Raw genomic sequence first — 24,182 nt, forward strand, 5'->3', positions numbered from 1 at the left:
CCGCCAACGACCAGATCTGTACCTGCGTCTCACGCGCCAAAGTCGGGAATGTCGGTGTTCGACATTTGAGACGGGACTAGGGCTGTGAACAGGCCCTAACACCACCTCCACCCGTTCGGACTGAGTAGCGGCAGCGCCGCGTATCGAAGACGCAGAGGTGGTCGCGCCTTCGATACGCCGCTGCGCGGCGACTCAGTCCGAACGGGTTTTTCATGGTCCCCGGAAAGAAAAATGCCGTCCGGCATGAACACGGACGGCATCATTTCTTGGGCCGGGACAAAAAGACGGGCCTACAAGGCGGTGCGCTTGACCTTGTGGAACAGCCGGTTGAAGTAGATCAGGCTGTCCTTCTTTTCATTGACCTTGACCTCGGCCAGCTCGACGAACATCACCGAGTGGGTGCCAACCTCCTTGAACTCGCGGATGCGGCCCTGCAGCTTCACCAGCGCATCGGCCAGCACCGGCTGCCCCAGTTCACCCTGCTCTTCCCAGATGTCCCAGGCGAAGCGCTCCTCCATCGGCACCTTGGTGGCGCCCGAGAAATGCATGGCCAGTTGTTCCAGCTCATCCGAGAGCACGTTCACGCACAGCCGGCCGTTCTTCCTGAACACCTCATGCATGGCGCTGCCGCGGTTGATGCAGACCAGGATGGTCGGTGGCGTGTCGGTGACCGAGCAGACCGCGCTGGCAGTGATGCCGCAACGGCCGCCCTCGCCATCGGTGGTGATGATGGACACCGCTGCCGGCAGATGCGCCATGGCGTTACGGAATTCCAGTTGCTCCGGCGCAAGCGCGGGACGGGTCGCGGCCGTCGGTGCGGACGTGGGTGGGGTCGAATGTTCTTGTTGGACAGCATTGGCGCTCATGGAAACTCCCTGGTTTGCACGCCGATGATGCACGGCGCTCTATGACAGCAGGTTAAGACATGCCCCGGCTGCACACAATTCGTGCCACATGCCCGCGCCACAGGGGATTGCGGCTAAGCATCTAGGTAAAAATACCTAGATCGCCACCCTGGAGGGGGTGTTAAAGTGTCGCTGATCCCAAGAATTTCAGGCCTGTTTTTTGCATAAGTCAAAGCGTGCTGTTTTGATTTGTGCCGACCAGCCCAGCAAGAAATCGAGAGGGTCGGAAATAGCGCCGGTGCAAGCCGGCACCATTTTGACGAGACGAGGAGTAATGATGGAAACCAACCCGCCGGTGGTCTACATCGTTGATGATGACGAAGCCGTTCGCACGTCGCTGGCCTGGCTGCTGAGCTCGGTCAATATCCGCACCGAATGCTTCGATGGCCCGGAAGCCTTTCTCAAGGCCTACGACGCCAACAGCCTGTCCTGCCTGATCCTGGATGTGCGCATGCCGGAGATCAGCGGCTTCCAGCTGCAGGATCGCCTGAAGGAAATCGGTGCCGACATTCCCGTGATCTTCGTATCCGGACATGGCGACATTCCCATGTCGGTGCGCGCCCTGCACAATGGCGCGGTCGATTTCCTGGAAAAGCCCTACAACTCCCAGCAGATGCTGGAACGCATCCAGGTCACCCTGAAGAACGTGGCCGGCAACATGCAGGCCCGTGGTCGCCGCCAGCAACTGAAGGCGCGCCTGAAGACCCTGACCGTGCGCGAGCGCGAGATTCTGGAGAAGGTCATCATGGGCCAATCCAGCAAGCTCATCGCGCGCGACCTCAACATCAGTGTCAAGACGGTGGACGTGCATCGCGCCAGCGTCAAGGACAAGCTGGGCTGTCAGAGCACTGCCACGCTGGTGCGCGACGTGCTGATGGATTTCGGGCCGGAATTTCTCAAGGCGGCCTGAGCCTCCCTGAATGATCTGAAATTGATCTGAACTACCGCGTAAAAGACTCACCGCTGGCGTGAACCCGCCAGCGATGACCATCTTTTGTCAGGCCGCCTGCAGGGCGAAGAAGGCCACCGCGCGTTTCAATTGCGCCGCCTGGTCTTCCAGCGACTTGGCGGCGGCCGCGGCCTGTTCCACCAACGCCGCATTCTGCTGGGTCACGCCATCCATCTGGCCCACTGCCTGGTTGACCTGGTGGATGCCTTCGGCCTGTTCGCGGCTGGCGGTGCTGATCTCGCCCACCAGCGCGTGCGTGCCGCGCACGCTGTCCACCACTTCCTGCATGGTCTTGCCGGCTTTCTCCACCAGCTGGCTACCGGCACCGACCTTCTCCACCGAATCATCGATGAGTTGCTTGATTTCCTTGGCCGCCGAGGCCGAACGTTGCGCCAGGGCGCGCACTTCCGAGGCCACCACCGCGAAACCGCGTCCCTGCTCGCCGGCGCGAGCCGCTTCCACAGCAGCATTCAAGGCCAGGATATTGGTCTGGAAGGCGATGCCATCGATCACACCGATGATGTCCACGATCTTGCGCGAGGATTCGTTGATGTTGCCCATGGTGGCGATCAGTTCGTCCATCACCACCCCGCCCTGACCGGCGATCGATGCTGCCGAACGCACCAGATTGTCGGCCTGGCCGGCGTTCTCGGAATTGGTACGCACGCTGGAGGTGAGCTGTTCGATGGAGGCAGCGGTTTCTTCCAGCGCCCCGGCCTGTTCCTCGGTACGGGCCGAGAGGTCGAGGTTGCCGTTGGCGATTTCACCGGAGGCGATCGCAATGCTGTCGGCCCCATGGCGCACCGTGGACACCACGCCGTGCAGGCGCTCGCTCATGCCCTGCAGCGAGGCCACCAGTTGCCCCAGTTCGTCTTGCCCCATGCTCACGGCGCGCGAAGTCAGGTCACCGGCCGCCACGCGCTGCGAGATCGCCAGCGCCGCGTGTACAGGTCGGGTGATGCTGCGCGTGAGCAGCACCGCGAAAGCCACGCCGCACAGCAGGATCACCCCTTCCAGCACGGCGATCTGCCATTGGCTGCTGGCCGCATCCTGCTGGATCTGCGCGGAAATGTCGTCGATGCGGGCGCGTTCGAAGTCTAGCAAGGCCCGCATGGCGTTCTGGGTTCCGGTGGCAATGCCCATGTACTGCTGCTGATAGAGCTGCTCCACCTTGACGGCATCGCCCTGCTTCTTGGCCGCGTAGATTTCATCGCGCACCGTCAGGAACTGCTTGCGGGCGACATTGATGGCGGCGAACAGCTTCTTTTCATCGTCACTGGTCAGGAGTGCTTCGACGTCCTTCAGGGTCTGCGCCGATTCCTTGCTGGACGCGGCCGCTTCCTTGGCGAGGAAGGCCTCGAGTTCAGGATCGCGGCTCTTGACCACCGTGGTGGTGCGCTGGATGGCGATCAGCAGCAAGGTATTCCATTGCGACACCAGGCGTTCGGTGCGCAGCGGCACGTCCATCATCTGTTGGGTCTGCTGGGCCACGGTCTTCAGTCGCCAGATGCCCACCGCCGCCACCAGCATCGAAAATACCAGCACCACGGCAAAGCCTGCACCCAGGCGTGAGCCGATACGTTTGTTCTTGATCATTCTTGTTTCCATCCCTGCGCGTTGTTCTCGGCGCCCCGGATGATGGACCCTCGCTGCGCCCCATCCCAGCCGGCTTGCCCCCTGATGCCGACTTCGCAACACCGTCCCTCTACGGTGCCTGCGTTACTGACATGCAATCGATTCTAGGAGCGCACTGCGTTGCCGACCATATCAAAATTAAGAATCCTGCCATGCCGATACGGCAACGATCTGACGCAAAGTGGCGGCCAGCATGAAAGGCATCGGACTGGCCCGTGGCAAGCTTGTCATTCGGATCACGTAAATTCCCCCTCACCGGGCAGCTTCTGCATCACTGCAGCAACGACAGGACAAACCTGGGCACAATAGCGGCTCCATCCGATTTCCCAAGGCCCTACCGGCATGATTCCATCAAGCTCCCCCATCGCCGTGCTGCTGGCTGCCGGCCGTGGCAGCCGTTTCAACGACCGCGAGGAAAAGCTGCTGCAGCCCTTCGTCCATCACGACGGCCGCCCCGGCATGGTCGCCACCGCCAGCGCAGCGGCGCTGCTGGAAGTCATGCCGGTGGTCGCCGTGGTACAGGGGCCGGGCGTGTTGGCCGATGCCCTGCGCGAGATGGGCTGCACGGTCTGCATGCTGCCCCCGGGCGATCCCCGCGAAATGAGCGCATCGTTGCGCCACGGGCTGCAGCACAGCACGCAGGCATCAGGCTGGCTGATCGCGCTGGCCGACATGCCCCGGGTACGGCCCGCCACCGTGGCGCGGCTGCGCGACGCCTTGGTCGCCAGTGCGTCCATCGTGGCACCCGTGACGCAAGGTCGGCGCGGCAACCCGGTGGGCTTCGGTTCAGCGCATCTGCCGGCGCTACTGGCCCTGCAGGGCGACCGCGGCGCACGGGGGCTGCTGGACGCGCATCCGGTAACGGAGATCGAGGTGATGGATGAGGGGATCTTTGCCGATATCGATACGCGGGAAGACCTGGAGCGCATGCACGACCGGCGGGAATGAAGAAGGGACGCCGAAGCGTCCCGGGTCAGGCTCTCTCATGGCACCAATCACCGATGTCATCAAAACACGGTGCCGGTGGCAGCCCACTTATCTTCTCAATCCGAGTGCGCGCAACCACGCATCGACTTGGCCGAAAGCGTCCTGTTGCCATTGCTCCGGGCTGCGTTCTCCCAGTATCTTCGTTTCTTCAACAAAGCGGCGAACACAGGTCGGGCCGAAGTCATCAACGGTATCAAACTTGCCAGCGATGAATTCGTAGCCCGCAGCACCGCTGGCATGATCCAGCAGCGGCCGACATTCCTCGGCGAGCACCTCTGGCCCGCCAGGATAGTTCCGGACGCAGTAGTAGATATCGTAAGCGTCCTTCTGCTTATAGCGCCCTTCGATCGCATGCCCTTTCATGGCCAACAGCGCAGGGATCGAACAAACCGCGATCTCGACGCGATTCACACCCCCTGAGGGCATCGGGCCGCTGATGGCAACCAGTTGATAGAAGCGCAGCGCCAGATCGGCACCGTCTGCTCTTTGCACCGCAAAGTCACTGATGAGCGGTGGCATGTTCTTGACAATCTCGGCATCGCGAGGCATCAGGAAATCGACAATGATGTCGATGGCTGCGCCACCATCACCAGTCGGAACCTGGCGGACGAGCTGGAAACGGCGAAGCTCCCGACGCTGTTGGTAGCCATGCCCTTGCAGCGCTTCAACCAAGGTGGCGTATTCACCGTCCCCCAAAGCCTCGGCGTCCAGCCCAAGGTCCACGTCCAGCGTGCCGACGTGCGGCATGTCCTCGTTGCCGAGCAACAGCCACGGTACTGCGCCGCCGACGATGGCGAATTTTCCTTTGAAGCTCCCGAGGATCTGGCCGATTTCGATCAGCACCGTTTTGACGGCAAGTGTGGTGCGGTCATCATAGTCGGCGGCGGACTGTGGCTCGCCGGGCGTCATCTTGACCATGTCAGTCTTTCTCGTCGCAGATGCTCTGCAGCTTCCTGTCCGCGCTCACCGGCGCTGGCCAGATCAAGATAGGTCTGGACGGGACTGGTGCAGATGGCACCCGGTGCCGGCTCCTCCGTGTCATGCAGCAAACCCGAGTCCTTGAGCAGGGTAACCACCACGTTTTCGCCCTTAGGGATCGCAGAAAGCTTCAACGCTGACTGCAGGCGTTCAAGACCTGCATTGTCCGCATAGAAGAATTGCCTGCCCGTCCGACCATACGGTGCGAGCCAGTGTGCTGCTGAAAACGAGGCAAATGCCGCCAGTCCGAGCGATTCATTCGAACTCAAAACTCGCCGCGCTGCTTCCTCCAGGGAGTTGCCATGCAGCGTTGTATAGAAGGACAGCCGCTCACCACCGGGTGGCTCGTAGGCATCCCGCCACGCGTCGAGAAGCGCATCTGGCTGGGACAGAAACAGCCCCTCATCAGCCACTTGCGCCCACTCCCGATCAAGCAGGCCCACGCGCACGTTGCTGACGTGACCGAGACTGACAGCGGCGGCCTTTGCCAGATCGGTGACGCGCCACGGCTGACCCGGATTGCGAAGCATCACCCGCAACACCTGCGCGGACTTCGGTTTGAACAGTGATCTGAGCTCACGCCGGTCGGCACCAGGCTTGCTGGCGACCTGACGTTCGATGAAGACGCCGTCGAAGACAAGCCGTGCATTGCCTTCGAGATCGAGAAAACCCACGTCTTGCTCTCGACATAGCGCCTGGGCGTCAGAGGATAGATAAGGGGCGATGAAGACCGGAATGGCCTCTTGCGGATGGTGTGCCATGTAGTTGCGCAGCTCAAGCAATGCCGTTCGCACATGGCGCGGTTGACCGCTGGACTTTACTTCGCAGAGCAGCACCCGGCGCCTGCCGGAGGCGTCGATATGCGCCACGATATCGACGTCCTGAGTCAGTCCGGACGCATCGCGCTCGATGTCCAAAAGCTTGATGGCAGGCACTTGCTCCAGCAACAAGCGAAGTGCCTGTGCCGCCTGAGTTTCCACTTCTTTCACTAAATGGCGTGTTTTCAGCATTCGTTGAAAATAGCACTTTTAGTGAAATTTTCAAGAGAAATTTCACTTGAATTGGCATTTTGACGACCTCCTCAACGCAGTCTGTTCAGTGTGTTCTGTAGCCGGAGAAGATGTCGAAGCATCCCCGGATCACGCATTCTCAATGCCATCGCACCCCTCCATGCCCTCAAAAAGCAAGGCCAGTTGGCGCAGCACACTCGCCAATTCCCCCGGATCACCATCGGCCAGGATGCTGTTGATGACCTCTACCGCTAGCGCCGGATCGCTCCGATACAGCTCGGCCATGGCAATGTCGTGGGATCTGCTTCTCATGGTTTGCCTCTCCTTTGGCGGCGTTGCTGACTGGCCTACGGACAAAAGCGCAAAGCGTAGCCGGCAAAATCCTCCGAGATCACAACCGTTACTGAATACCCATGCCTTCTTCCAAAAATATCGACGAGCCATCCCATGACGGCGAAGCAGGACGAAAAAAAAGCCACCGCACGCAGCGGTGGCTCCCTCGAAGCAACGGGCTCCGGTGGTGCTACAGACTCATTCCAGCGCCCGATTGCGCGACTCCACATCCACGCACAGGATCGCGACGGCACCGGCGACCAGGAAGGCCGACAGCATCACCAGCGACAGCGTGAAGTGGCTGGTCATGACCGGGGCGATGATGGCCGGGGCGAACAGGCCGCCGAAGCGGGCCACCGCGCCGGCCGTGCCCATGCCGCTGGCGCGCAGGTCGGTCGGGTACACCTCGGGCGTGAAGGCATACAGCGCGGCCCAGGTGCCCAGCAGGGAGAAGCTCAGCAACAGCGTGGAACCGACCACCAGCTTGGGATCGCTGCCCAGGCTGTAGAGCATGCAGCCCACCGCCGACAACAACAGGAAACCGACCAGGGTGGGCTTGCGGCCCCAGCGTTCGACCCCGTAGGCCGACAGCGCATAGCCAGGCAACTGCACCAGCGCCAGGAAGATCAGGAAGATCTGGCCACGCATGAAGCCGAAGCCCTCCGAACCCAGCTTGACCGGCAGGTAGACAAACACGCCATAGTAGGCAATCGAGATCAGCCCCCAGGCCAGGTACAGCGACAGGCTGCGGCGACGCAGGGCGGCCGAGAACAGCGCGCTCATGGGCTTGCGCTCCACCACTTCAGGCTGCAGCGGCGGAATCGGGGTGCTGCTGCCGTTGACCTTGGCGACCCGCTCCAGTACCTTGCGGGCGGCGTCGGACTTGCCGCTGCGGTTGAGGTACATGGGCGACTCCGGCACGTAGAAGCGCAGCACCACGCCCACCAGCGCCGGCAGGCCGGTGACGAAGAAGATCACGCGCCAGGCATCGTTGCCCCAGCTCACCGCCACCAGTGCCAGCACCGCCAGGCAGATGGTGCCGATGGCCCAGAACGATTCCAGCATCACCAGCCAGCGACCGCGACGGGCGCTGGGCAGGAATTCGGCCATCATGGTGTAGTCCACCGGCAGCGTGCCGCCCACGCCGATGCCGGTCAGCAGGCGCAATACCAGCAACCAGGTGAAGTCGGGAGCGAAGGCCGAGGCCACGCCGAAACAGGCATCGATCACCACCGCGCACATGAGCACCGGACGACGGCCGATGCGGTCGGCCAGGCGACCGAAGACAAAGGCGCCCAGCAGCATGCCCACGAAGAACATGGTGCCACTCTGCAGTGCCTGCGGCACCGTCAGGCCGAAGGTCTTGGCAATGGTCGGCGCCGAAAAACCGATGGACAACACCTGCATCGCATCGGCCAGCCAGACCAGACCGAAGATGACGAACAAGCGGTACTGGAACTTACCGACCCCGGCGGCCTGTAGCCCCTTTTCCACTGTCGCGGGTAGCGTGGACATGCAACTCTCCTCAAATGATCGAACCGGCAACCGGTCTTGCCGGCTGCCTGGTTTCCTCACCGGCGCTGTTCACCGGTGACATGAATGATGCAAGAGCCGGGCCATCTTCGCTTTCCCACGAAGCCGGCCCGGCGATGATTCAGGCGAAACCGCTCAGGCTGCGGCCTTGCTCGGTGAGACCAGCGGCTCGGTGAAGACATCGTAGCCGAAGCACCAGGACGGGTCTTCGTTGGTGCGCAGCCAGGTGTTCTCGTGCGAGATGCGCTGGACCTTGCTGGCGCGGGTGGCACGGTTGGCTTCGTAGAGAGCGAAGGCGTCGGCGTAGTTGCTCACGCCCACTTCCTTGAAGCAGCGTGCCAGCATGGCGCCATCCTCGATGGCCATGGCCGCGCCCTGCGCCATGTGCGGCTTCATCGGGTGGCAGGCATCGCCCAGCAGCACCAGGCGGCCCCGGCTCCACAGCGGCAGCGGGTCGCGCTCCAGCAGCGACCACTTGGTCACTTCCACGGTAGCGTCCACCAGTGCCTGCACGGTCGGGTGCCAGCCACGGAAGGTCTCGCGCATCTCTTCCTTGCTGGAAGGCAGCCAGCGGTCGTTCAGGTCCCATTTCTCGACCGGCACACCGGTCACGTAGTAGAGCTCGTCGGCCTTGCTGGTGACGAAGTAGGTCATCATGTGACGGTCATCGCTCCACCACTTCACGCAGGCATCGAAGGGCAGCATGCCGGCCTTGACCTCGGGGGTGGGGAACACGGCGCGGTGCGCCAGGTAACCGGCGTACTTGGGCGGTTCCACGCCCAGCAGTTCTTCGCGGATGCGGGAGTTGACGCCATCGGCGCCGATGACGATGTCGGCCTCTTCGGTGGTGCCGTCGGCAAAGCTGAGGATGACCACGTTGCCGCGATCCTCGACCTTGGTCAGGCACTTGTCGAAGCTCACGCGATCGCTGGGCAAGGCCTTGATCAGCAGTTCATGGAAATCGCCACGATGCACCGTCAGGTAGGAAGCGCCATAGTGCTTGACGGCGTAGTCGCCCAGAGGAATCTGCGCCAGCACGTCGCCGGTCTCCCAGTGGCGGCTGTACCAGAAGTCGGGACGCGAACCCTGGCGGTTCATCTCATCCTCGATGCCGATGCGACGCAGCACCTTCATCACATTGGGGCCGACGTGGATGCCAGCTCCCAGGCGGGAGAAACCGGGCGCCTGTTCATAGACGCGCACATTGAAACCTTCCTGCAGCAGCAGCGCCGCCGTAGCGGCACCGCCCAGGCCTGCGCCGACGACGGCGATACGTGGGGAATTGGACACTCTGATCTCCTTGCGAAATAGGTAGGAAGCTGGGTTGAAGCCGGGATAAAAGCGACGACGGAAACGATCCTGATACGTCGAATGAAATACAGTGTACACACTCTATTTTTAAAAGAATAGAGGTTTGATGAAGAGATTTTTCGTGCTGCATTGCAGTGCGAAACATGACCAATAAAAGGGCGGTAAATGCCAGTTTGGTGCGGAATTCCGGGGGATGGAAGAGAATTGAAGCGGATCTGCCGAGCCGCTTGATTTAAAGCGTACACATCATTTATTACACAAGCAGGCAGGGCTTTTTCCGCCCCCGGGCAGGCCGCAGGCGGCGGGCAGCGTCCAGACCTGGCCGCGTCGGCCGGCAGCTCCACCCTGCCGTTCTGGCGGGGCGGCTTGTTGATCGGGAGCACCGCAAGCGGAGAAGCACGCCACCCTTATGCAGCGCAACAAACCAGGCGAGAGAGGAAATGGCGATCAAGCTACGGCGATCCCGCCGCCACCTCCACCCACGCCAGCTGCCCTGCTACACCGACAGGTAAGCCCGTCGCACCTCTTCATCGGCCGCCAGTTGCGCCATGCTGCCCTGGTAACGGATGTGACCGTTCTCCAGCACGTAGGCACGGTCGCTGACCAGTTCGGCGAAGTGCAGGTTCTGCTCCGACAAGAGGATGGCCATGCCCTCGCGCTTCAGGGTCATGATCATGTTGGCCATCTGTTCGACGATGACCGGTGCCACCCCTTCCGAGGGCTCGTCCAGCAGCACCAGGTAGGGGTTGCCCATGAGCGTACGCGAGACGGTCAGCATCTGCTGCTCGCCACCACTCATCTGGCCGCCCGGGCGGTCCGGCATTTCACCCAGGTTGGGGAAGAGCTGGAACAGCTTTTCCGGCGTCCACTGGACGGCGCCTTCCCGCGCCGGCTGGCGGCCCACCTCCAGGTTTTCCATCACCGACAGGTCGGAAAAGACGCGCCGGTCTTCGGGTACGAAGCCCATGCCGTCGCGGGCGATCTCATAGGGACGGGCGCGGCTGATGTCCTTGCCGCGAAAACTGACTTCGCCCTCGGCCCGGTCCAGCAGGCCCATCACCGCCTTCATGGTGGTGGACTTGCCGGCGCCGTTGCGCCCCATCAGGGCGACCACTTCGCCGCGCCCCACTTCCAGGGCGACGTCGAACAGGATGTGGGCGCGCCCATAGAAGGCGTTCAGTGCGCTGACCTTGAGCAGCGGATCGGTCTTGGGGGATACGGTGGCGCTCACGATGGGCTTCCTTCCTTCTCGAATGTCTTGCCGCTGCCGAAATAGACTTCCTGCACCTTGGGATGATTACGGATGGTCTCGCCATCGCCCTCGGCGATCAGTTGCCCGCGCGCCAGCACGATCATGCGGTCGGCAAAAGCAAACACCACATCCATGCTGTGCTCGGTGAAGAGCACCGACATGTTCTTTTCCAGCACCAGGCGCTTGGTGAGGGCCATCAGTTCATTGCGCTCCTTGGGCGCCATGCCGGCCGTGGGCTCGTCCATCAGCAACAGGCGCGGCCGGTTGGCCAGGGCGATGGCCAGCTCCACCCGCTTGACGTCGCCATAGGCCAGCACGCCGCAGGGGCGCTGCGCCTGGGCGGCCATGCCGACCTGCTCCAGCAGGGCCATGGCCTCATCGGCAAAGTAGGAGCCCGCCGGACGCCACAGGCCGAACAGCTTGCGCTGGCGCGACATCAGCGCCATCTGCACGTTTTCCAGCACGGTCATGGAACTGAAGGTGGCCGAAATCTGGAAGGTGCGCCCGACACCGAGCCGCCAGATGTCACGCGGCTTCATGCCGGCGATATCGTGGCCGTCGAAGCGGATGCTGCCGGTCTCGGGCCGGTACTGGCCGTTGAGGATATTGAAACAGGTCGACTTGCCGGCACCATTCGGCCCCAGCAGTGCCAGCAACTGGCCCGGCGGCAGGTCGAAGGACACGCCATTGACGGCCTTGTTGCCACCGAAGGATTTACTGATGTTGTCTACTGTCAGCAGGCTCATGCCGCCTCCTTGCCGATACCGGCTTTCAGTTCCGGGGCCCCACCGCTCCCCTTGCTCCCCTGGCGCGCCGGGCCACCGACGAAGCGCTGGAAATAGCCGGCGATGCCCGCCGGGAACAGCAGCACCAGTGCCAGGATCACCAGCCCGAGAATGGCGCGCCAGTAATCGGTCTCGCGTGCGATCACATCCTGCAGCCAGGTGAAGACCGATGCGCCCACCACCGGCCCCAGCAGGGTCTGCAGGCCGCCCAGCATGACCATCACCAGACCATCGACCGACCGGCTCACACTGATGGCTTCCGGCGAGATGCTGCCCTTGGAGAAGGCGAACAACACCCCGGCCGCGCCGCAGAATACGCCGGCCAGCGCAAAGGCCAGCCATTGCATGCGCTTGACGTCGATGCCAATGGCGTCCGAACGCAGCACCGAATCACGGGCGGCGCGCATGGCATAGCCGAAAGGCGCGAACAGCACGCGGCGCAACAGCAGCAGGCCGGCCACCGCGCACGCCAGCGCCAGGTAGTAATAGGCCAGTGGCGAGGCCAGCCAGGCTGCCGGCCAGACGCCGACCAGCCCGTTGCTGCCGCCGGTGACCTCATCCCATTGATAGATGATGGCCCAGACGATCTGTGCGAAGGCCAGGGTCAGCATGGCCAGGTACACGCCGGAGAGGCGCACGCTGAACCAGCCGAACAGCAGCGCGCCCAGCCCGGCCACCAGCGGACCGACCACCAGCGCCAGTTCCATCGGCCAGTGCAGCTTGACCACCAGCATCGCCGCTGCATAGGCACCCAGCCCGAAATAGGCGGCGTGACCAAAGGAATGCATGCCGCCCGGCCCCATGATGAAGTGCAGGCTGGCCGCAAACAGCACGGCGATGAAGATTTCCACCAGCAGCACCGTCAGGTAGGGGAAGCTGTGCGACAGCAAGGGTGCTGCCAGCAACAGCGCCACGGCGGCCCAGGCCAGCTTGCGCACGCCGGCGCCGGCCGGGGCCAGCGGTGCTTCCGGCTGTCCGGTACTGCGGGCGGCAGCCTGGGGCTTGCCCATCAGGCCCCAGGGGCGGACCACCAGGATCACTGCCATGACCAGGAATTCCACCACCAGCGTCAGCTTGGACAGCGAGATCAACACCCCGAACACCGACACCTGGCCGATGGCCACGCACAGGGCCTTGATCTCGGCAATCAGCAGGGCCGCCAGGAAGGCACCGGGAATCGACCCCATGCCGCCGACCACCACCACCACGAAGGCGTTGCCGATGGTCTCCAGGTCCAGCGCCAGGTTGGCGGGGATGCGCGGCCCCTGCAGGGCGCCGCCCAGGCCAGCCAGGAAGCAGCCCAGCGCGAACACGCCGGTAAACAGCCAGGACTGGTTGATGCCCAGCGCGCCGACCATTTCGCGGTCCTGGGTAGCGGCGCGGATCAGGGTCCCCCAGCGGGTGCGGTTCAGGACCAGCCACAGCACGCCCAACACCAGCGGGCCGATGGCGATGAGCACCAGGTCGTATTGCGGAATGCGCCGGCCCAGCAGTTGCACCGCGCCACCCAGGCCGGGCGCGCGTGGGCCGAACAGGTCTTCCGGCCCCCACAGGTAGAGCGCGGCATCCTTGAACACCAGCACCAGCGCAAAGGTCGCCAGCAGCTGGAACAGCTCCGGGGCGCGGTAGATGCGGCGCAGGATGAGGATTTCCACCAGGGCGCCCAGCACCGCCACGGCCATCGCCGAGAGCAGTACCGCGCTCCAGAAACCGAGGCCGCTGGCGCCGATCAAGGACACCAGCGTGTACACCACATAGATGCCCACCATGTAGAACGAGCCGTGGGCGAAGTTGACGATGCGCGTGACACCGAAGATCAGCGACAGGCCGGCCGCCACCAGGAACATGGTGGAAGCGTCGGCCAGCCCGTTGATCATCTGCACGATCAGGCTAGAGAGAGTCATGCTTTATCCCCTGTGACCACGGTCCCGCGCAGCACGGGGCTGCGCAGGACCGCTGCAAGGCGTGTACCAGCTCAGTTGGCCGCACGCAGTTTCTTGACTTCGGCATCCGGCAATTGCACCGAAGCGCCATCGACGTAGCTGAAGTTGACCATGATGCCGCGACCATCCTTGAGTGCCGTACGTCCCACGTGGGCGCCCAGGGTGGACTGGTGGTCCTGGCTGCGATAGACGATGGGGCCGGACGGAGTGGCGACCTTCAGGCCCGAGAAGGCGGCTGCCAGCTTGTCGCTCTCGACCGAGCCAGCCGCCTTGATGCCGGTGGCGATCGACATCAGCGCCACATAGCCGACCAGGGAACCGTTGCGCGGGTAGTCATTGAATTTCTTGCGATAGGCGTCGACGAATTTCTTGTGCTCGGGGGTGTCGATGGCATACCAGGGGTAGCCGGTGACGATCCAGTTGACCGGCGCCTCGTTCTTCAGCGGATCGAGATATTCCGGCTCGCCGGTCAGCAGCGACACCACTTCGCGTCCCTCGAACAGGCCACGGGTATTGCCCTCGCGCACGAACTTGCCGAGGTCGGCACCGAAGAGCGCATTGAAGATCGCATCCGGCTTGGCATCGGCCAGCGCCTGGGTGACCGAACCGGCGTCGATCTTGCCCAGGGGCGGGGCCTGTTCGGCGACGAATTCGATATCCGGCTGGCGCTCCTGCATCAGCTTCTTGAAGGTGGCGATGGCGGACTGGCCGTATTCGTAGTTGGGATAGACCAGCGCCCAGCGCTTCTTCTTCAGCTTGGCCGCTTCATTGACCAGCGAGGCCACCAGCATGTAGGTGGAGGGACGCAGGCGATAGGTGTACTGGTTGCCGTTCTGCCAGACGATCTTGTCGGTCAGCGGTTCAGCCGCCAGGAAGAAGATCTTGCGCTGCTTGGCATAGTCGGTCAGTGCCAGGCCGGTGTTGGAGAGGAAGCCGCCGAACAGCAGCGATACCTGTTCGCGGGTCACCAGTTCCTCGGCCACCCGCACCGAGTCACCGGGATTGCCGTTGTCATCGCGGGAGATGATTTCCACCTTCTTGCCCAGCAGGCCGCCGGCGGCATTGATTTCTTCCTGGGCCAGTTCCCAGCCACGGCGGTACGGTTCGAGGAAGGCCGGTTGGGCCTTGTAGCTATTGACTTCGCCAATCTTGATGGTGGATTGGGCCAGTGCGCCGGCAGCGGCCGTCAGGCCCAGTGCGGCGACAACGAGATGCTTCAGATGCTTGAGATGGAGGGAGACGTTCACGATCTTTCCTTTCTGCACCCGCAGGTGCAAGCAACAGCAGGGGAAGGAAGGCGCGCCGGGTGGAGCCCGCGCACCTTCCGGCAGCGCATCAGAACAGGTGACGGATACCGAACTGTATGCCGTTCACCGTGCCGCCACTGGCCGGCACGTTCTTGGTGATCGGTGCGGCACCGGCCAGCGAGAAGGTGGCGCCGTTGCTGTTGGTCAGATGGGCATAGGTGGTGTAGAGCATGGTGCGCTTGGACAGGTCATAGGTGCCGATCAGGCTGATCTGGCGGGCATCGCGGCCGGCGCCGGTGCTGTCCTTGGCCCAGCCGTAGCCGGCCCCGATGGTGGCCTGCGCGCTCAGGCGATAGTTGGCCGAGATCGAGTACGCGCCGTAGTAGCTGCCGCGCACATTGGTAGTGGCAGCCGCACCGAGGTTGTTGCCGCGGTAGTAGCCCAGGAAGATCTTGCCGTTGCCATAGTCATAGGCACCCCCGGCGAAGGTGGAGCGGATGGCGATATTGTCGTTGGCGCTGTTCTGGGTGGAATGGCTCAGGCCCAGGTAGAACGGGCCGCTTTCGTACTCGCCGGCCAGCATATAGGTGGACAGGCCGTTCTTGGGCGTGGTCTGCTCGCCCAGGCCGTAGTAGGCCTGCAGCTTGAAGCCGCGCATCACCGGCGAGATATAGCCGATCACGTTGTCGTAGCGTGGCGTGTAGGCCGAGACATTGTTCAGGAAGGAGGCATAGGTCGCACCGGCAAAGGCATCCAGGCGCGCGATCATCAGGAAGCCCGGCGAGTTCTGCCGACCCAGGCGCAGCTCACCCAGGTTATTGGCCAGGCCGATCCAGGACTGGCGGTTGAACAGGCGGGTGCTGTCGTGCATGCCACCGGTGTCGGAGGCGAAGCCGTTCTCCATCTGGAAGTTGGCGCGCAGGCCGCCACCCAGGTCTTCGGTCCCCTTGAAGCCCAGGCGGCTGGCCTGGTAGCCGCCGCTGTCCAGCGACACCACCGAACCGCGACCGCTCGCATTGGTGTAGCCCAGGTAGGTATCGACCACGCCATAGATGGTGACGTTGGATTGCGCCATCGCGCCGCTCGCGCAGAACAGACTGCCGGCCGCGAGTGCCCATGCCTTTTTCATGTTGTTTTCCCTTTTGTTGAAGTGTTGGAGGTGTTGCTGGTGATGCAGTTACTGCAGGTGCTGCTTTCCTGCCTGGCCCGGTGATCCGGGCTTCTGTCTGAAACTGTCTTCGGCGCTTGTCTGGTGTTGTCCTGCACGCAGTGGCTGCGGCATTGGCGAGGCCGTACAACGGCACTGAAAAGCCTCGCCGATCACTTCTTTTTTATGACGTATGCGCTCTATATTTTGAGTGTTAGCAAAATACAGGCCAGCCTTGACCCAGCTCAAGAAGCTCAAGCATTTACTGCCTTAATATTGGATTAACGCGCTACAGACGGGGTTCTACAGCTTGTCTCCACGGCGTCCCGAAAACCGTCTTTGCATTTCTTATTTATAATGTATACACCATATTAATGCGAAACCGGAAAACTGCACAAGCAGAGTGCGTTGTGCACCACGACATCGCGTCGACGGCAACGCAAATGGCGACATTGAAAATGGAAGAAGCGCGGTCGGCAGACCGGCGAAGCAGGAAGGTGATATCGCCAGCGGCGGATGCAGCGGTGGCCGCACCGCCCTGGTCGAGGAGGGGGAAGTGGGGAATCAGCGTGGACGCGGCAAGGTGAAGTTGGATTCGGTACGGCTGCGGCCATACCATTCGCCGCCCATGCGGAAGAGCAGATCGACCTGGCCCGGATCTAGCTTGCCGTCGGCATCCAGCAACTGGTCATCCACGTGTGCGGCCAGCACCTGACCGAAGATCAGGTGGCAGGATGGCTCATGGCGCGGATAGGGCTCCATCAACGCCAGCTTGCACTCGAAGCTGGCCACCGCACCCTCGACGCGGGGCGGCTGCACCAGTTGGCTGGGCGCGGCCTGCAGACCGCAGGCCTCGAATTCGCTGACGCCGGCCTCGAAGGGAAAGGACGTCGCATTGAGCGCCTGGGCCTGCGCCGGCGCGGCCAGGTTGACCACGAACTCGCCGCTGGCGCTGATGTTGTTGACGGTGTCCTTGAGCTTGCCGCCACGCTGCAGCAGCGGGCAGATCAGCAGGGTCGGCGGCTTGCCGGTGATCATCTGGAAGAAGCTGAACGGCGCCAGATTGGCCCGCCCCTGCCCGTCCAGCGTGGAAACCCAGGCGATAGGACGCGGCACGATCAGCGCCGACATCCATTCATAAGCTTCGACGGGCTTGAGCCCTGCGAAATCGATCAACATTGTTCAACTCTCTCCGATGACAAGCACGACAACTCTCAAATCGGCGCCCCGCAAGCGCGCCAAGGCATCCGTGGCAGGCAAGGCCGCAGCGACGCTTGCCTATACAGGCGGCAGGCAGGACATTAGAATCAGCAGCTGCCCCCTGCTCGCCGCCGGCGAACAAGGCACGCCAAGCCACCCATCCCTTGTGCCAATGACCAAGAAGCCCGCCACCGCCGACTATCATTTCTCCGACCAGATCGGGCACCTGCTGCGCCGCGCCTACCAGCGCCACGCCGCCATTTTCCAGCAACATATCCCGGATTCGCAACTGACGGCGGCGCAGTTCGTGACGCTGTGCGCCATCCGCGACCTGCAGACCTGCTCGCTCTCTGACATCGTCAAGGTGACCGCCATCGACCAGGCCACCATCCGCGGCATCGTCGAACGCCTGAAGGCACGCGACCTGATTGAGCTGTCCCATGACGAGGCCGACCGCCGCAAGGTTCTGGTGTCGCTCAGCAAGAACGCCACCGCGCTGGTGGCCGATACCGTCCCCTTCGCCGCCCAGATCACCGAGGCCACCTATGGCAACCTCAATCCGGCCGAGCGGGTGGCACTGGTGTTCCTGCTGCGCAAGATGATCGACGAATAAGGCCGGGCCGCCGAATCGTTCACACCGCCGGCAAGGGCTCGCGCAGCCCCGCCAGGATGCATTCCGCATTGAAGGGCGGCTGGCGGAAGCGACGCCCGGTGGCATCGAAGAGCGCATTGGACAGCGCCGCCGCGCTCGGCACCGAGGCCGATTCGCCCGCCCCCATGGGGGGCTGGTCCTGGCGCTGCATCAGCACGATCTCGATGGGCGGCACTTCCGTGAAATGCAGGATGGGATAGGCGCCCCACTCCAGGCTGGTGGTCCCTTGCGGGCCGAAACTGACCCACTCCTTCAAGACTCGGCTCAGCGATTGCAGGATGTTGCCGTGCATCTGGTGGCGCACGCCATCGGGATTGACCATCATGCCGGTATCCTGCCCCACCACCAGCGATGTCACCTTCAGCGCGCCATCGGCGGGATCGACTTCGATATCGATGACCCAGGCCGACCAGGCCGCACCAAACCCGGGGAACTTGCTGTGGACATAGCGCGCATAGGCGATGCCGCGCCCGCGCAGCTTGCCGTCGGACTCCGGCCTGCCACGCGAACCGCTGGCACCGGCCACCCAGCCAGCCTTCTCCGCCACCGCCTGCAGCAGCGCGCTGGCGCGCTCGTCGGGCAGGTGCGCCAGGCGATAGGCCAGGCGATCCTCCCGGGCCAGCTCGGCCAGTTCATCGATGAAGACCTCATGGGCAAAGGAGTTCGGCATGGCCGAGACTCCGCGCAACCAGCCGGCACGCACGATGGGCGCGACGTCGTCGCAATCGATCTGCAGGTGTGGGTAGGCATAGGGCGGCACGGCGGTGCGGTCCCCCATCTCCAGCACGCGGGGCTCGGGGGCGATCCTGCCGGTCAGCAGCAGCGCCAGCACCGGCGCATCGTTGGAGGGATAACGGGTCTGGAAGCCATAGGCCGACAGCCGGCCCGCTTCATCGATGGCACCACGCACCTGCATCAATTGCGCCGCGCCCTTGGGTTCCCAGGCATGCTCCTGCTCGCGGGTGAGCTGCACCCGCACCGGGCGTCCCACCGCGCGTGACAACAGGGCGGCATCGGCCACCACGTCATCGGCACAGTTGCGGCCATAGCAACCGGCGGCTTCCAGCCGGATCACTTCGATCTTTCCTTCATCGAGCTCGCACAGGCGCGAGAGGTCGATGCGCATGACATGCGGATTCTGCGTGCCGGACCAGACGGTCAGGCCCTCCTCGCGATAATCGGCCACCGCGCAGGAAGGGCCGATGGAGGCATGCATCTGGTAAGGCCAGACATAGGTGCGCTCGATGCGCTGGACAGCGCTGCCCATGGCGGCATCCAGATCGCCCTGGCGCACCAGTTCGCGGCGCTTGGCCGGGAGCTCGCGCAGGCGGGTCTCCAGGTCGTCCATGGCGGGTAGCGGCGGGATGTCCTTCCAGCGCAGCTTCAGTTCGCGCATGGCGCGCTGCGCCTGTTCCTCGCGCTCGGCCACCACGCCGACGAAATCGCCCTGCACCACCACCGCCACCAGCCCGGGGATGTGGGCCACGGAATCCTGGTCCACCGACAGCAGGCTGTTGCCGATGAAGTCACCACCATCGCGCCCCGGATGCGGCGGGCGCACCACGCGCCCATGCAGCATGCCCGGCACACGCACGTCGTGCACATAGACCGGCTCGGCACGCACCTTGGCGGGAATATCGACACGCTGCGAACTGCGGCCTACCAGCGTGTACTGGCTGGCCGGCTTCAGCGGTACGTCGCCGGGGTCGAGGGTGAGGACGATCTTCTGCCCGGCCAGCAGGGTGAAATAGCTGGTACTGCGCTCCGGTTGGTCGGCATCCGTAATGCGCCCCGCTTCGATGCGCAGGCGCGCGACAGGAATACCCCACTGCGCGGCCGCCATGGCCAGCAGGTGCTCGCGCGCCTGGGCTGCGGCCTTGCGCAGCGGCACGGCGGAAATCTGGATGGTGGCACTGGCAATGGTGGGGCCCTGGTTGGGGGCCTCCTCGGTGTGACCGAGGATCATGGTGACGCAGTCCATGTCCACGCTCAGTTCCTCGGCCACGATCTGGGCCAGTGAAGTGCGGATGCCGGTGCCGAGATCGACGTGACCGTTGAAGGCCAGCACCCGGCCCTCGGCCAGCAGGGCCACGAACACGTCCGGCAGCGGCTGCACATAGGACGAAGCCGCGCCGGGCTGGCCGGGCGCGGGCTTGGCACCGGGTTGCGGGGCGCGGGTCACGAGCAGCGCGTCACCACGCTCCAGCAATTGGCGGCGCGCCTCGCGGGGCGTCTGACCGGATGATGGGCCGGAGGATGGGCCAAATGAGTGGCCGGGTAGATTCGTTGCTTGCATCTCAAACCATGGTGCACATCAGATTCATCACGACCCGGACCGTCACCGCCGTCCGGGCATCAAGGCTGGGCGACCACCTTCAGGGCCTCGTCCAGCGGCATCACGGCCGCGTACTTCTGCGCCATGTCGAACAGGTTGGCCTCATGCGGGCCGATGGCGCGGTCACCCACGCAATCGGACACCACCAGCGGGCGGAACCCCCAGGACATGGCATCGACCACACTGGCGCGCACGCAACCACTGGTCACGGCACCGGCCACCAGCAGGGTCTGCACGCCGTGCTGGGTCAGCCACGGTGCCAGCGAGGTACCGAAGAAGGCCGACGGCACGGTCTTGCGCACCACCAGCTCGCCGGCGGCCGGGGTCAGTTCCGGCACGATGGCGCTGCCCGGCAGGTCTTCCTTCAGGGTCACCATGCCCGGCACCTTCATGCCGAAGATGTTGCGGTCGGCATCATCGTCGGCGAACACGATGCGGCTGTGCGCCACCGGCCAGCCATGCTGGCGCGCATGGGCCAGCAGGCTGCGCGTGCGTTCGATGGCCGGGCCGATGTTGCCGCCGCCGAACTGGGCCGGGTCGGCGAAGCTGTTGACGAAATCGACGATCAGCAGACCGAACGGCGGTTTCATTTCCAGCGTCTGGCCGAAGCCCTGGCGCTGGTAGGTTTCCACTTCCTTGTGCATCGTATCTTCCTTTTGAAGAGGCTGCCGGGTGCACCCGGCTGGCCTCATTGCGAATTGCCGTAGACGAAGCCGTCCAGCACCTTGCCGTCCTTGACCACCGGCGTGCCATCCAGCGCCACCGTGCAACGGCGCAGGGGGATGTCGATGTGGCAGGCGGTGGTGCGGCTGCCGCCGGCTTCATTGTTGGGGCCGAAGGAGAACAGGAAATTGCCTTCGTAGGCGCGGGCATCCATGCCGATGGTGGCTTCGCGGTCATACATGGCCAGCGTGGACCATTGCGCGCGCGGTTGCAGGCCCCAGCCGATGTGCGACATGGCATAGGCTTCCGGGTCCTTGAAGGAGGCCATGTAGTCGCTCAGCAGCTCGGCATCCAGGCCGCCCTCGATGTCGGTGACGAAACCGTCCTTGACGGTGACCACGATGGCTTCCTGGGCATAGCATTTCATGGGGAGCAGGATATCGCCGCGATCGATGACCAGGGTGCCGTTGGTCTGGCGCTCATTGGGCCAGGTCAGCACGAAGCCGCTGGGCCAGTGGTCCCAGCGTCCCGGCTGATCGACGAAGCCGTATTCCTGGATCACCGGGAATTCGCCCAGCGGGCAGCGCAGGTCGGTCCCGGCGTCCGAGGTGATGTGCATCTCGCGCTTGCCCTCCAGCAGACGCGCCGCCTGCGACACGCGGCGTCGGTCGTCTGCGCTGGGGACCATGCGCACCAGCACCTCGGGCGGCTCCACGGCCAGCAAGATCTTGGTGCCGGTGGAGAGGATGTCGTGCTGCTCGGGCGAGAACAGCAGGGTCATCAGGTCCAGCACCAGGTCGCTTTCCTTGAGGGCGGCGATGGCGGCGCGGTTGCCGGTCAGGGGCGTGGTGCCGAGATAGGCCAGGGAGTCGCGGCTCAGGGCTTTCTCGGCATTGACCGGCGGCAGGTCCAGCCGATTGACGGTGGCGCCCATGAGCGCGGCGGCGGTCATGGCGGTGGACAGGGTCTGCGGATGGGTGCTGCTGCTGGTGAGCACGGTGACGATCTGTCCCGGCTCCAGCTTCGACAGGGTCAGTACCTCTTTCCAGGCGCTGATCAGGTCATGGTCGCTGACGGCCATGGTGTTCTCCTTTGCAATCGGTCTTGCGATGAACGCGGCCCTTACAGCGGCGCGCCGAGGAAGTCGCCAAAGGCGGCGTAGAAGCCGGCCTCGTTGTCCCAGGGGATCATGTGGCCAGCGTCTTCCACCCGGCTCACCACCAGCTGCGGCAAGAGGCCCTGCAGTTCCTGCACGTCCTCGGGCAGGACGACGTCGCCGCGCGAGGCCTGCATCAACATCACCGGCAGCTTCAGGGCCGGCAGGTCGGCATGGAAATCATCGGTATGGAAACCCTCGAAGCTGGCGATCACGGCCCGCTCGTCGCAGGTGTGCAGCCACTCGGCACGCAGTTGCAGTTGCTGTTCGGTCCAGGTCGGGCAGAAGGCGCGCATCTGCTCGGCCGAGCAACCCTCGCGCGCCAGGCGCATGGAATCCACGTACCAGGGCAGCTTGGAGGGATAGGCGCGACGACCCGGGCCGGAGACCGGCGGATCGACCATCACCAGCCGCGTCAGGCCGCGTGGCTGCTGGCTGGCGGCGCGGGCGCCGATGCGTCCGCCCATGGAGTGCCCGACCACTGCATAGCGCTCCAGGCCGAGCGCTTCGGCCAGGGCGATGACGTCGGCCGCCTGCGCATCCAGGCTGTAGTCCAGCGTCTCCGAGGCCGAGGACAGGCCACGGCCGCGCACGTCCAGCACATAGGTATCGAACTGCTGGCCGAACCGTTCGCCGACGAAGCCCCAGGTCACTGCCGGGCTGGTGATGCCGGGGACGATGATGACGGCGTCGCGGCCGGCACGTGCACCATCCTTGCCGCCGAAGCGCAGGTAATGCTGGCGGATGCCGTTGGCCAGGATATTGGCACCGTAGAGGAAGCTGCTCTGCATGGCGCCCCCTCTCAGTAGGCGCCGGAGAGCAGCGCGCCGGCACCCGGCACGATGCGGTCCAGCTCCAGGCGCTTGAGCATGGCGTAGGTGGTGGCCACGGCGGCGGTGATGACGGGCTTGCCGGTCATCGCCTCGACCTGCGCGATCACCGGCAGCGAGGGCATCTGCACGCAGGCCGACAGCACGATGGCGTCGGCCTGGCTGGTATCCATCTGGGCCACGATGGCCGGCAGCTTGGCCGGGTCATGACGGGCCACGTCGAGATTGTCGGGGATTTCCAGGGCACGGTAGTCCAGCACCTCATAGCCTTCGTGGCGGATGTAGTCCACCACCAGCTCGGTGAGCGGCTTCATGTAGGGCGCGACCACCACGATCTTCCTGGCACCGATGACCTTGAGCGCATCGATGAGCGCGCCGGCACTGGTGACCACCGGAGCATCGGCGCCATTGGCGGCGGTGTGGGCGGTCAGGCGTTGCTCGGACTGGCGGTGGTAACCACGGCCCATGGCCATGATGGCCACCAGGCAGGCATAGCCCAGCACATCGACGCGGGCATCGGACAGCTCGACGGCGCAGCGGTCGGATTCACCATCCATGGCCGCCAGTTCTTCCTTGACCACCTTCTTCATGCGCATGCGGCTGGAGTGGAAGGTGAAGCGCTCGGGGCGGATCGCCTGGCGTGCCGTCAGCATGGCCGGGATCTCGGTCTCCATGGTGGTGTTGGAACTGGGGACGATCTGCCCGATACGGTAAAGACGCTGCTGCATGTGAGGTTCTCCTTGATCTGCCATGGTCATGCGAAGTTCGCTAATTTGTAATGCATACACTATATTTAATCATTTCCACGATCTTTGCAACCGGGATTTTCCGGCGCACCAGCAGCGCCAGCCAAATCCCCTTTTATGTGCGATGCAGCACCAAATACGGGAGTTTTAGACGCCCGGCCGCACCAGTTCGAGACCGCGCAATGCAACATGGAAATTCGTGATTTACTTGGCATTATTGAGTGTGTACACTGTTTTTCGGCAAGGCCGGGCGAGGCTGCGGGACAGCCTGTCCGCAGGCGGGCATACTGGCCGCTGCAAGCGCATTGGCATGAAGGATGCTTCATGCGCTGACGATAGAGATCCAAGGCAAGGCCCTCGTAGGGCCTGTTCACACTAAATCTGCGAGATGCGTTGCGCCCAGAAGGCGTGGTGGCAAGGCGCGCGGTAAGGCTGGTGGTGGTGCCACCAGCCTTACCGTGCAACGCCGCTAGCGCGCCTTCTGGGCGCAACCCTCCGGGAGAGGCCGGCAAGCGTCGCCTGCCGTTGTTGCAGCTCCTTGCCGTAGCACCACTACGGCGCGTCGCTGCGCCTAGGCAGACAACG

Annotated in this window: 21 protein-coding genes; 3 read left to right on the forward strand and 18 right to left on the reverse strand. The window is 63.8% G+C overall.

All coding sequences use genetic code 11. The features are described from left to right. Positions 1–290: 290 nt before the first annotated feature. Positions 291–866, reverse strand: a complete 576-nt coding sequence (hpaC, locus tag HFRIS_RS22980) for a 4-hydroxyphenylacetate 3-monooxygenase, reductase component (RefSeq protein ID WP_039877080.1) — start codon at positions 864–866, stop codon at positions 291–293. Between the two features lie 316 nt (positions 867–1,182). Here hpaC and HFRIS_RS22985 point away from each other — a divergent pair, with 316 nt between their 5' ends. Then, complete coding sequence (locus HFRIS_RS22985; RefSeq protein WP_180670179.1) at positions 1,183–1,815, forward strand: response regulator transcription factor; 633 nt, start codon at positions 1,183–1,185, stop codon at positions 1,813–1,815. 87 nt (positions 1,816–1,902) lie between these two features. On the opposite strand, the gene HFRIS_RS22990 is transcribed toward HFRIS_RS22985, so the two are convergent. Beyond that, entirely contained in the window at positions 1,903–3,450 is a 1,548-nt protein-coding gene (locus tag HFRIS_RS22990) for a methyl-accepting chemotaxis protein (protein ID WP_006465419.1), read from the reverse strand. Between the two features lie 381 nt (positions 3,451–3,831). Between HFRIS_RS22990 and HFRIS_RS22995 the strand changes: the two genes are divergently transcribed. Continuing rightward, positions 3,832–4,437, forward strand: coding sequence for a nucleotidyltransferase family protein (locus HFRIS_RS22995; protein WP_006465420.1), 606 nt, complete (start codon positions 3,832–3,834; stop codon positions 4,435–4,437). An 87-nt stretch (positions 4,438–4,524) separates the two neighbouring features. Here HFRIS_RS22995 and HFRIS_RS23000 read toward each other — a convergent pair whose 3' ends face one another. From HFRIS_RS23000 to HFRIS_RS23050, 11 genes are all read right to left on the reverse strand, one after another. Next, positions 4,525–5,394: a hypothetical protein gene (locus tag HFRIS_RS23000; protein WP_006465421.1), complete on the reverse strand. Its 870-nt coding sequence runs from the start codon at positions 5,392–5,394 to the stop codon at positions 4,525–4,527. After that, entirely contained in the window at positions 5,382–6,464 is a 1,083-nt protein-coding gene (locus HFRIS_RS23005; protein ID WP_039877082.1) for a type IV toxin-antitoxin system AbiEi family antitoxin, read from the reverse strand. Before HFRIS_RS23005 ends, HFRIS_RS23000 begins: the two co-directional genes overlap by 13 nt. A 129-nt stretch (positions 6,465–6,593) precedes the next feature. Beyond that, on the reverse strand, positions 6,594–6,776 hold the full coding sequence (locus HFRIS_RS23010) for a hypothetical protein (RefSeq protein ID WP_006465423.1): 183 nt from the start codon (positions 6,774–6,776) through the stop codon (positions 6,594–6,596). Between the two features lie 219 nt (positions 6,777–6,995). Further along, positions 6,996–8,312, reverse strand: coding sequence for an MFS transporter (locus HFRIS_RS23015; protein WP_006465424.1), 1,317 nt, complete (start codon positions 8,310–8,312; stop codon positions 6,996–6,998). A 153-nt stretch (positions 8,313–8,465) separates the two neighbouring features. Continuing rightward, positions 8,466–9,620 carry an FAD-dependent monooxygenase gene (locus tag HFRIS_RS23020; protein ID WP_006465425.1) on the reverse strand — a complete coding sequence of 385 codons (1,155 nt, stop codon included), beginning with the start codon at positions 9,618–9,620 and terminating at the stop codon, positions 8,466–8,468. A 517-nt stretch (positions 9,621–10,137) separates the two neighbouring features. Continuing rightward, positions 10,138–10,872 carry an ABC transporter ATP-binding protein gene (locus HFRIS_RS23025; protein ID WP_006465426.1) on the reverse strand — a complete coding sequence of 245 codons (735 nt, stop codon included), beginning with the start codon at positions 10,870–10,872 and terminating at the stop codon, positions 10,138–10,140. Continuing rightward, positions 10,869–11,639, reverse strand: coding sequence for an ABC transporter ATP-binding protein (locus HFRIS_RS23030; protein ID WP_006465427.1), 771 nt, complete (start codon positions 11,637–11,639; stop codon positions 10,869–10,871). Before HFRIS_RS23030 ends, HFRIS_RS23025 begins: the two co-directional genes overlap by 4 nt. After that, positions 11,636–13,582, reverse strand: a complete 1,947-nt coding sequence (locus HFRIS_RS23035; protein ID WP_006465428.1) for an ABC transporter permease — start codon at positions 13,580–13,582, stop codon at positions 11,636–11,638. The genes HFRIS_RS23030 and HFRIS_RS23035 overlap by 4 nt, the downstream gene beginning before the upstream one ends. A gap of 71 nt (positions 13,583–13,653) precedes the next feature. After that, positions 13,654–14,841, reverse strand: a complete 1,188-nt coding sequence (locus HFRIS_RS23040) for an ABC transporter substrate-binding protein (protein WP_152486746.1) — start codon at positions 14,839–14,841, stop codon at positions 13,654–13,656. Between the two features lie 115 nt (positions 14,842–14,956). Further along, a complete protein-coding gene (locus HFRIS_RS23045) occupies positions 14,957–15,997 on the reverse strand; it encodes a porin (RefSeq protein ID WP_006465430.1) in 1,041 nt (346 codons plus the stop codon). A 582-nt stretch (positions 15,998–16,579) separates the two neighbouring features. Beyond that, complete coding sequence (locus HFRIS_RS23050; protein WP_006465431.1) at positions 16,580–17,194, reverse strand: flavin reductase family protein; 615 nt, start codon at positions 17,192–17,194, stop codon at positions 16,580–16,582. A 193-nt stretch (positions 17,195–17,387) separates the two neighbouring features. Between HFRIS_RS23050 and HFRIS_RS23055 the strand changes: the two genes are divergently transcribed. Next, entirely contained in the window at positions 17,388–17,828 is a 441-nt protein-coding gene (locus tag HFRIS_RS23055; protein ID WP_006465432.1) for a MarR family winged helix-turn-helix transcriptional regulator, read from the forward strand. A gap of 19 nt (positions 17,829–17,847) precedes the next feature. Here HFRIS_RS23055 and HFRIS_RS23060 read toward each other — a convergent pair whose 3' ends face one another. The 5 genes from HFRIS_RS23060 to HFRIS_RS23080 are packed head-to-tail and all read right to left on the reverse strand — an operon-like array spanning position 17,848 to position 23,579. Next, positions 17,848–20,163 (reverse strand): xanthine dehydrogenase family protein molybdopterin-binding subunit, encoded by a 2,316-nt coding sequence (locus HFRIS_RS23060; RefSeq protein WP_039877085.1) that lies wholly within the window; start codon positions 20,161–20,163, stop codon positions 17,848–17,850. Between the two features lie 59 nt (positions 20,164–20,222). After that, positions 20,223–20,846, reverse strand: coding sequence for an isochorismatase family protein (locus HFRIS_RS23065; RefSeq protein WP_006465434.1), 624 nt, complete (start codon positions 20,844–20,846; stop codon positions 20,223–20,225). 44 nt (positions 20,847–20,890) lie between these two features. Continuing rightward, positions 20,891–21,946, reverse strand: coding sequence for a 2,5-dihydroxypyridine 5,6-dioxygenase NicX family protein (locus HFRIS_RS23070; protein WP_006465435.1), 1,056 nt, complete (start codon positions 21,944–21,946; stop codon positions 20,891–20,893). A gap of 41 nt (positions 21,947–21,987) precedes the next feature. After that, the gene (locus HFRIS_RS23075; RefSeq protein ID WP_006465436.1) at positions 21,988–22,812 is read right to left on the reverse strand and encodes an alpha/beta fold hydrolase; all 825 of its coding nucleotides are present in this window, start codon (positions 22,810–22,812) and stop codon (positions 21,988–21,990) included. Between the two features lie 11 nt (positions 22,813–22,823). After that, positions 22,824–23,579, reverse strand: a complete 756-nt coding sequence (locus HFRIS_RS23080) for a maleate cis-trans isomerase family protein (protein WP_006465437.1) — start codon at positions 23,577–23,579, stop codon at positions 22,824–22,826. Between the last annotated feature and the right edge of the window lie 603 nt (positions 23,580–24,182).

The sequence above is a fragment of the Herbaspirillum frisingense GSF30 genome, assembly GCF_000300975.2.
GTDB lineage: Bacteria > Pseudomonadota > Gammaproteobacteria > Burkholderiales > Burkholderiaceae_D > Herbaspirillum > Herbaspirillum frisingense.

Coding starts and splice junctions, on each gene's coding strand:
- hpaC (WP_039877080.1), bottom strand. CDS start 866: ATGAGCGCCAATGCTGTCCAACAAGAACATTCGACCCCACCCACGTCC.
- HFRIS_RS22985 (WP_180670179.1), top strand. CDS start 1,183: ATGGAAACCAACCCGCCGGTGGTCTACATCGTTGATGATGACGAAGCC.
- HFRIS_RS22990 (WP_006465419.1), bottom strand. CDS start 3,450: ATGATCAAGAACAAACGTATCGGCTCACGCCTGGGTGCAGGCTTTGCC.
- HFRIS_RS22995 (WP_006465420.1), top strand. CDS start 3,832: ATGATTCCATCAAGCTCCCCCATCGCCGTGCTGCTGGCTGCCGGCCGT.
- HFRIS_RS23000 (WP_006465421.1), bottom strand. CDS start 5,394: ATGGTCAAGATGACGCCCGGCGAGCCACAGTCCGCCGCCGACTATGAT.
- HFRIS_RS23005 (WP_039877082.1), bottom strand. CDS start 6,464: ATGCTGAAAACACGCCATTTAGTGAAAGAAGTGGAAACTCAGGCGGCA.
- HFRIS_RS23010 (WP_006465423.1), bottom strand. CDS start 6,776: ATGAGAAGCAGATCCCACGACATTGCCATGGCCGAGCTGTATCGGAGC.
- HFRIS_RS23015 (WP_006465424.1), bottom strand. CDS start 8,312: ATGTCCACGCTACCCGCGACAGTGGAAAAGGGGCTACAGGCCGCCGGG.
- HFRIS_RS23030 (WP_006465427.1), bottom strand. CDS start 11,639: ATGAGCCTGCTGACAGTAGACAACATCAGTAAATCCTTCGGTGGCAAC.
- HFRIS_RS23035 (WP_006465428.1), bottom strand. CDS start 13,582: ATGACTCTCTCTAGCCTGATCGTGCAGATGATCAACGGGCTGGCCGAC.
- HFRIS_RS23045 (WP_006465430.1), bottom strand. CDS start 15,997: ATGAAAAAGGCATGGGCACTCGCGGCCGGCAGTCTGTTCTGCGCGAGC.
- HFRIS_RS23050 (WP_006465431.1), bottom strand. CDS start 17,194: ATGTTGATCGATTTCGCAGGGCTCAAGCCCGTCGAAGCTTATGAATGG.
- HFRIS_RS23055 (WP_006465432.1), top strand. CDS start 17,388: ATGACCAAGAAGCCCGCCACCGCCGACTATCATTTCTCCGACCAGATC.
- HFRIS_RS23060 (WP_039877085.1), bottom strand. CDS start 20,163: ATGCAAGCAACGAATCTACCCGGCCACTCATTTGGCCCATCCTCCGGC.
- HFRIS_RS23065 (WP_006465434.1), bottom strand. CDS start 20,846: ATGCACAAGGAAGTGGAAACCTACCAGCGCCAGGGCTTCGGCCAGACG.
- HFRIS_RS23070 (WP_006465435.1), bottom strand. CDS start 21,946: ATGGCCGTCAGCGACCATGACCTGATCAGCGCCTGGAAAGAGGTACTG.
- HFRIS_RS23075 (WP_006465436.1), bottom strand. CDS start 22,812: ATGCAGAGCAGCTTCCTCTACGGTGCCAATATCCTGGCCAACGGCATC.
- HFRIS_RS23080 (WP_006465437.1), bottom strand. CDS start 23,579: ATGCAGCAGCGTCTTTACCGTATCGGGCAGATCGTCCCCAGTTCCAAC.